General features: G+C 36.7%; 5 protein-coding genes. 4 read left to right on the top strand and 1 reads right to left on the bottom strand.

Annotated features, from left to right (window positions below; all coding sequences use genetic code 11):
* Nucleotides 1-204: 204 nt before the first annotated feature.
* From QNJ50_RS27875 to QNJ50_RS27860, 4 genes are all read left to right on the top strand, one after another.
* Nucleotides 205-2,394 carry a DEAD/DEAH box helicase gene (locus QNJ50_RS27875; RefSeq protein WP_300642261.1) on the top strand — a complete coding sequence of 730 codons (2,190 nt, stop codon included), beginning with the start codon at nucleotides 205-207 and terminating at the stop codon, nucleotides 2,392-2,394.
* A gap of 198 nt (nucleotides 2,395-2,592) precedes the next feature.
* Nucleotides 2,593-3,432: a metallophosphoesterase gene (locus tag QNJ50_RS27870; protein WP_300642258.1), complete on the top strand. Its 840-nt coding sequence runs from the start codon at nucleotides 2,593-2,595 to the stop codon at nucleotides 3,430-3,432.
* 314 nt (nucleotides 3,433-3,746) lie between these two features.
* A complete protein-coding gene (locus QNJ50_RS27865) occupies nucleotides 3,747-4,589 on the top strand; it encodes a metallophosphoesterase (protein WP_300642255.1) in 843 nt (280 codons plus the stop codon).
* A gap of 788 nt (nucleotides 4,590-5,377) precedes the next feature.
* Entirely contained in the window at nucleotides 5,378-6,097 is a 720-nt protein-coding gene (locus QNJ50_RS27860) for an FkbM family methyltransferase (protein WP_300642252.1), read from the top strand.
* A gap of 63 nt (nucleotides 6,098-6,160) precedes the next feature.
* Here the strand turns inward: QNJ50_RS27860 and QNJ50_RS27855 are convergent, their stop codons facing one another.
* Nucleotides 6,161-7,942: an RluA family pseudouridine synthase gene (locus QNJ50_RS27855; protein ID WP_300642249.1), complete on the bottom strand. Its 1,782-nt coding sequence runs from the start codon at nucleotides 7,940-7,942 to the stop codon at nucleotides 6,161-6,163.
* Nucleotides 7,943-8,229 lie beyond the last annotated feature (287 nt).

Below are 8,229 nucleotides of genomic sequence, written 5' to 3'. Positions count from 1 at the left end.
CATTACTTAAAAAATAAGGATGTTTCCTTAATTATTTAATTGTAAAAGATAATTTTTATTATTAATTTATTGGTTTAATTAAATTGCTTTGAAACTTTAGAATAAATCCCATATCATCCCGCAATGATGCAACGCCAATAATTTTGTATGTTTATAGTTTTGTGGTTTGATAAACCTTAAAATTCTGAATGTTTAATTCTGAATATGAGTCAAACCACATTTTCCCAACTAGCACCTTTTATCCAAGAATATATCTATAATCATAACTGGACGGAGTTACGACCAGTTCAAATCGCAGCATGTGAAGTAATATTTAACACAAATTCCCATTTATTAATTTCTGCAGGTACTGCTGCGGGAAAAACCGAAGCAGCTTTTTTACCGATTATCACTAAATTGTACGAACAACCAACCAAAAGTATTGGAGCAATTTACATCGGTCCGATTAAAGCATTAATTAACGATCAATTCGAACGCCTCAATGATTTACTCAGGGAAGCAGATATTCCAGTTTATCACTGGCATGGAGATGTTTCCCAAAGTCGAAAAAAACAAGTTTTCAAACATCCTCAAGGTATTTTACAAATTACTCCAGAATCTTTAGAGAGTTTATTAGTTAACAAATATGGCGATATTATGCGCCTGTTTGGTGATTTGCAATTTGTGGTAATCGATGAAATTCACGCCTTTATGGGAACAGAACGCGGTTGTCAGATTCTTTGTCAGCTATCGCGTTTAGAAAATTTGACTAAAACTCAACCTCGTCGCATTGGTTTGTCAGCAACCTTGGGTGACTATTCCATGGCTGAAGATTGGTTGGGTTCTGGAACAGAAAGACCCACAATTACTCCTGAAATTACCGCTGTGAAACGTCACATTAAATTGGCTTTAGAACATTTTGATCTATCTCAGGATATTGATGATTCAGGTATTACAGCTTACAGCAAATATATTTATCAGACTAGTTATCAAAACAGTAAATCACCAAAATGTTTAATATTTGCAAATAATAAGTCTCAAGCAGAATCTACGATCGCATCTCTGAGAAAGGTTGCTGTAGATCGAGGAGAAGCAGATATTTTCCACGTTCATCATGGTAGTATCTCTGCTAATTTGCGCCAAGCTGCAGAAAATGCAATGCGCGAACCTAATCAACCTGCTGTTACTGCTGCAACTTTAACTTTAGAGGTTGGTGTGGATATCGGTCATTTACAAAGAGTTATCCAACTCGAATCACCAATGTCCGTAGCCAGTTTTTTACAGCGCTTGGGTCGTACCGGAAGACGTGGAGAACCTGCAGACATGCGGTTTATATGTGCAGAAGATGAAGTTTCTCCGGATGCACCTTTACCCGCTCAGATTCCTTGGCAATTATTACAGGCTATCGCTATTATCCAACTTTATACCGAAGAAAAATGGATCGAACCAATTCAACCGCTTAAATATCCGTTAAGTTTGCTTTATCACCAAATAATGAGTATTTTAGCGGCAATGGGGGAAACTTCACCAGGAGTATTAGCAAAACAAGTTTTAAGTTTGTCACCTTTTAGGAATATTTCTCCAGAAGATTTGAAATTATTGCTGCGCTACTTAATTGATATTGACCATATTCACCGAACTGAAGCAGGTACATTAATTATTGGTTTAGCAGGGGAAAAAATTGTTCGGAAATATCAGTTTTACGCAGTATTCCCCGAAACCAAAGAATATATTGTCAAACAGGGTTTGCAATCCATTGGCAGTATTGCTATGGTACCAACAGTCGGAAGTCAATTTGGCTTGGCTGGAAGAAGTTGGCAAGTTTTAGATGTAGACTTTCGGAAAAAAACTATTGCTGTTAAGCCTGCAGAAGGAGAAGCTAGTATTTATTGGCAGGGTGGTAGTGGTAATATTCATAGCAAAATTTTACAAAGAATGCGTCAAGTTTTACTTGAAGATACAGAGTATAACTACTTACAAAAAAATGCCGTAAAACGTTTGCGAAAAGTTCGCCGATTAGCAAGAGAATATCAATTAGATAAATGTAATATAGTCCGATTAAAAAAAGGTAAATATTGTATATTTCCTTGGATGGGAACAGTAGCCTACAGAACTTTAGAAAGATTAATTAATTCTTTTTGTCGAGAATCGTTAGAAATTAAAAGTATTGGCGGAACGAATCCTTATTTTATTACCTTAAAATTACCGAAGGAAAAATTTGACAACATTTATCCAGAAATAGTCTCATTGTGCAAACAGAGGATTGTTCCAGAACATTTAGTCAATGAGGCTGAAGCCCCAGAAATGGAAAAGTATGACCGCTTTATTCCCTATCCTTTATTACGGAAAGCCTTTGTTGCAGATTATTTAGATCTGGATGAGGTGAGGGAATTAGTTGCTCTGTGGGAAAAATGATAATTTAAATGTTAATTACTATTCTGAATTTCTCTATAATTGCTAATTGATTTTGTAATTTAAAAGTAATCGCTAACCGAAAGGAATAATTTAAACTGACAATAATAATTTCACAATCAATCTTGTAAATTTAAAAACTTCGGTATACAGTCAAAATTGATAAGCTGAAAATACTATTATAATTAGCTATTTTCTTATATGCACTGGCTACTAACTGGGAAATTATCTGTAGAAAAACTGACAGTTAACATTCCTGGGTTACCAGCATCTTTACAAGGCACTCGTTTAGTGCAAATGTCAGATTTTCACTACGATGGTTTGCGCCTTTCAGAAGAATTATTAGCAACAGCGATCGCTACTTGTAATCGAATTCAACCGGATTTAATCGTACTTACAGGTGATTATGTAACTGACGACCCCGCACCTATTAATCAGTTAGTACTGAGACTCAAATATTTACAAAGCAGATTAGGAATTTATGCTGTTCTAGGTAATCATGACATTCACTACAGTCACTCTCGAACAGAAATTACCAATGCTTTAACTCGTGTAGGAATACAAGTTCTTTGGAACGAAATTGCTTATCCCTTAGGAAAACAATTACCGTTAGTTGGACTAGCTGATTATTGGTCGGGGAACTTCAAACCTGCAGATGTTATGAACCAACTAGATACAAAAACACCTCGCATTGTTCTATCCCACAATCCTGACACAGCAAAAATATTACAACGAAAAAAGTGGCGGGTAGACTTGCAACTTTCTGGTCATACCCACGGTGGTCATATTGTCGTCCCTTATTTCGGTTCTGTCGCAACAATATACCAAAATCTTCTTCAGCAAATACCTCGAAATCTGCAATCTAGGATGCCATTTACCAAAAGCGAAGTCTTTAATGTAGTCAAAAATTGGCAATGGGCAAAAGGATTTCATCGTGTAGGGTCAAATAAACTTTATGTAAATCGTGGTTTGGGTACTTATTTCCCAGGACGCTTTTGCTGTCGTCCAGAAATAACTCTAATTACTTTAGCTACTTATTAGTTATTGATTATCAGTATTTGTTCTTCAAACTCCAAAACCTAAGAGAAAAATAATTTGAAATCCCCGATTTTGGGGTACTCGAGATAATAACGCTGCACATCAATTATTTAAATCTGTTCCCTATTCCCTATTCTCTGCTCCCCCTTCCATTTTATAAAGGTTCGGCTGTCGCGTTCTAAATGTAGCAATGAAAAAAACCGATATTAAAAACTCTCTTAAACAGTAATTAAAAATTTTTTAAATAAATTTAATTAAATTTTAATAATGAACTTTGTTAAGTTGATAGTGCTGGTACAAAGAGAGATGTCAGCGTAATGCACTGGTTGTTATCTGGACCGTTAAAGGTAGAAAAAATAACAGTCAAAATTGCAGGCTTGCCAAAATCATTGCAAGATACTCGGTTAGTACATTTAACCGATCTGCACTATGACGGATTGCGCCTTTCTGAAGCTATGCTTGCACAGGCGATCGACATTAGTAACGATGTTAAACCAGATTTAGTCCTTTTAACAGGCGATTATGTAACAGACGATCCATCACCGATTCACCAACTAGTGCGCAGACTGAAGTATTTGGAGGCTCGAACTGGGGTCTACGCAGTACTTGGAAATCATGATATTTATTATCAAAGTTCCCGAACTGAGATTACCAATGCTTTCTCTAGCATTGATATTAATGTCCTTTGGAATCAAATTGCTTATCCACTCGGGAAAGAATTAGCACTTGTGGGACTTGCTGATTATTGGTCTCGGGAATTTAAACCTGCACCAGTAATGAATCAGCTAAATGATTCTATACCGCGCATTGTACTATCCCATAATCCAGATACTGCTAAGGTATTACAAAAATGGCGTGTTGATTTACAACTTTCCGGTCATACCCATGGCGGTCAATTTGTGATCCCCGGAAAAGGACCAGCAATCATTTACTATAAAAAATTCAGTCGCTTACTTCCCAGAAAAATACGATGTTGGTTACCCTTCTTACGACCTGAATGTGCAAAAGTGGTGAGATATTGGGAATGGTCGGAAGGTTTTCATAAAGTGGGTAAAAACCAACTGTATGTAAATCGTGGTTTGGGGACTTTTCCCCCCGGAAGACTATTTTGTCCGCCTGAACTGACGATAATTACTCTTGCAAATGGTGATGGGTGGTAGGGTATTGGCGATAGGGTAAGAAACTTTAATCAGGTTAGAGGATTGGCGATTGAATAAGAAACAGTAACACCAAATCGCTAATCCCTAATCCCCAGTCGCTAACCCCTAAAACAATTTAACCGCCTGTAGCTATGACGGAAAGGTGTCAGTAGCATAGGCGGTTGCCAACCATTAAACCGATTCAGATATAGTAAAACTTTAATTGAAATAAAAAACTAGTATGGACAGTATTACGATTTATCTACAACCAATATGAAGCATCCTTTGTATTCCAGCTAGGCAGACATTTTTGGCTGTGCGTTCTATAACCTCCAAATTAACTCGACAGACTAAAGGCGAAAACACATTAACTGGATGCAATAATGGAGTAGATATTTCCAAATTATCAGAGCGGGAGGACACTAGCTCTAATTCCTTCGTTTGGATAACTTATGAAAGAGATTTCTTTGTTGTGTCCATATGATTAAATTAGCACCACTTTATTGTAAACTCAGCAACTGTTTACTAAAGTTGATACTCATTTATTTTGCGTAATATTTGTCTCAATAATATAGTCGGGGACGAAAGTAAATGTTCACAAATATATTTATTTTTGTTAATTGCTTTGATAGGGGTAATTGTTTCAGGGATCGTAAATTCTCGAAAGTAAAATTCTCGATTTATTAGTTCTAAAAGCTGTCAGATAGAACGTTATACTGCCACTAACACACCTTATATAGCGCAATAAGGTTGCATGCCCAAAGCACACATATCATAATATACTTTGCATTACTACATAATATGATTCTATGGGATTAATTACTCGTTACTTTCATCAATTTGGGCTTTTGAATTTTATTCGTTTTGTATCGCTTGAGTTAATCTCTAAAATTTTTGATTCTCACAATATATATAGTTATTCCCAAACTGGAGAAGACCGAATTATTACTTCCTACTTATGGAAAAATGAGGGGTTTTATATCGATGTTGGTTGCAATCATCCCATTCACTATTCCAATACTTTTATTTTATACAGAAGAGGTTGGACTGGTATAAATATTGACGCTAACGATAAATTGATTAGCAAGTACGAAAGGTTGAGGAAGCGGGATACTAATATTTGTGCAGTTGTATCTGACCAAGAGAAAGAAGTTGTGTTCACAGAATTTGATGATTCTTTTGTTTCATCAATTAATACCGAGCATGTTGAAAACTGGAAAAAGCATCGCCAAGTTAGGAACCAACATGTTGTGAAAAGTATTTCTCTAAATACTATTTTGGAGAAGTATAATGCTCCCAAAGTCATTGATTTGCTTTCGATCGATGTTGAGGGACATGATTTTGAGGTTCTTTCTTCATTAGATTTGAATATTTATCGTCCCAGATTAATCGTTGTTGAAATATATCAATTTGATATTAATAATCCTTCTGCAAGTAAGGTCTACGAACATTTAACCAAGCATAACTACAAAATGGTTAGCTATGCAGTGATGAATGGTTATTTCTTAGATGCTTTAGCTGAAAAGTGATTTTGGCGATTGAGTGCTGTGAATTATCTTATAAATCATCTTGGAGTATTGATTCTTGTCAAATCAGAAAGGTATTTCTATCTTTAAATGTATTTTTTGTTTTAGTTGGGGATGATTGAAGTGAAGTTCTTTCGCGTGCAAATGTAATCGCTTTGTTTCTGTGTTACATCCATAAAGGCGATCGCCTAAGATTGGAATACCCAAACCCTGTGGATCTGCAGCGTGAACTCTTAATTGATGGGTTCGTCCTGTTAAAGGAATAAACTTAATCCAAGTACGGTTATTTTCTACTTTTACTAATTTGAATTTGGTTAAACTGGGTTTACCATATTGCTGATTAACTTCCTGATAGGGGCGATTGTCAGGATTTCCCCATAGTGGTAATTCAATTATCCCTTCTTCAGTGGCGGAAAGGGAGGACATCGCACCTGCAAGTATGGCTTCATAAACCTTGTATACTTGTCGTTCTTGAAACTGCTTACTAATTTGACGATAGGTTTCCAAATTTTTTGCTAGAAGTAAAATACCAGAGGTATCCATATCTAAACGATGTACTGCTGTAATATTTTCAGCAGTCGGTAATAAATTACTTAAACGACTCAACACACTATCTTGATTATGAAGATATCGTCCAGGAACGGATAGTAAACCAGGGGGTTTATCAACAGCAATCAACCATTCATCTTCGTAGATAATTGATAAGTTTGACCTAATTTGTGGAGAGGTGTTAGCAAAGCGCTCCCCCAGAGAAACATGATTTTGGTAAGATTGCGTTTCTACATCATTTCTAGATTGCAAACCCGACAACAAAAAACCCATCAATGGTTGACAGCGTTCCACACAAGCACCATAGAATTTACCTGGGATTTTTTTAGCTAGGGTTTTTTGACCTTGAATTTTCTCCCCATTAACACAAGAACCTACCCCAGAAGACTCTCCCCACCAAAATTCAGCCATAGCTAAAGGTTTAAGATTATGTTTTGCTGCATAGTGGAGTAATTTGGGAGCGCAACAGTCCCCGGTTCCAGTGGGTAAGCCAAATGGCATCAGTTCTTGTAATGTTTTTGACTTACCCAAGAAATTTATCAGGTTATACGCAGCATGCATTTTTGCTTGAAGTTGACGGGATAATTCTTTGCGTTGTTTTTTTAATTCCCATATTTTTGCATCTGCTGTATCAATTATTTGTTGGAGGGGTTGTAATGCTTGATCGCGTTGGCTTTTGAGTTGTCTTCGTTCAATCCCATCTCGACGACTTGCTTCATCAAGTTCTTGGAGCTTTGTCTTAAGTTCTTCATCTTTGAGTATTTCAGAGATTTTCTGACGTTTGTTGTGACGTTCTTGTTTGCAGTTGCGATGGCGATCGCTCATTTCTTGTAGTTTTTGTTCAAATCCCTCGGATATTTGTTTGTATTGGCTTCGTTCGGGAAGTTCTTTGAGCTTAATTATTTCTTGTTTAATAGCTTCTAATTTAATTAAGGTAAACTTTTCATCCAATACAACTTCTTCACGTCCCGGAATTGGTGGGACCCAACCTTCAACTATACCCGAACCATTGAGCAACCCTGAGAAAGCTTTAAGTATCCTTTGTTCGCCGGAAGGTAGTTCAACTAGTAATATCCCGTACATTTTGCCTTCACGGGAATATACTTGATCTCTGTCGAGATATTGCATTAAACCAATTGCGATCGCTTCTGCTTGTGGAGTACGGGGAAGCTTTAATAGTTCGCCAGTTTGCGGACAATATCCCTCATAGTGATATGAGGGAAATGAGTCATTAATTGTAAATTCCTTGGTTTGGAAATTGGAGCCTATAAAATCTGATAATTGGTGAAGGGTTACCATAAACAATTAACTGAATATCGTAATTATAGGAATAGTCCACATAGGAATAGTCCACAGATTTTTGTTGGCGTAAGCCTGAGATTTACGCTTGAAATATGTAAGGTCATATTATCCTTAAAGCTTTCGGTGCGTTACGACTTTCGTCTAACGCACCCTACTGGACTGACACAGCTAAAATAGTGCAATAGATATGCCAAGGTGAGGACTCGAAAGTGGGAAGAGGTCGCCGAGATAAAGTCCATCTGACAGTAGAACAGAGAGAAAAACTCGAACAAATCAGCCGAAAT

Source organism: Mastigocoleus sp. MO_188.B34, from assembly GCF_030065675.1.
GTDB lineage: Bacteria > Cyanobacteriota > Cyanobacteriia > Cyanobacteriales > Nostocaceae > Mastigocoleus.
The sequence above is the reverse complement of the archived record's forward strand: the minus strand, read 5'-3'. Positions and strand labels throughout refer to the sequence as shown.

What these genes read in the sequence shown, in the direction of transcription:
- QNJ50_RS27860 (WP_300642252.1), top strand. Translation starts at nt 5,378, where the DNA reads ATGGGATTAATTACTCGTTACTTTCATCAATTTGGGCTTTTGAATTTT.
- QNJ50_RS27875 (WP_300642261.1), top strand. Translation starts at nt 205, where the DNA reads ATGAGTCAAACCACATTTTCCCAACTAGCACCTTTTATCCAAGAATAT.
- QNJ50_RS27865 (WP_300642255.1), top strand. Translation starts at nt 3,747, where the DNA reads ATGCACTGGTTGTTATCTGGACCGTTAAAGGTAGAAAAAATAACAGTC.
- QNJ50_RS27855 (WP_300642249.1), bottom strand. Translation starts at nt 7,942, where the DNA reads ATGGTAACCCTTCACCAATTATCAGATTTTATAGGCTCCAATTTCCAA.
- QNJ50_RS27870 (WP_300642258.1), top strand. Translation starts at nt 2,593, where the DNA reads ATGCACTGGCTACTAACTGGGAAATTATCTGTAGAAAAACTGACAGTT.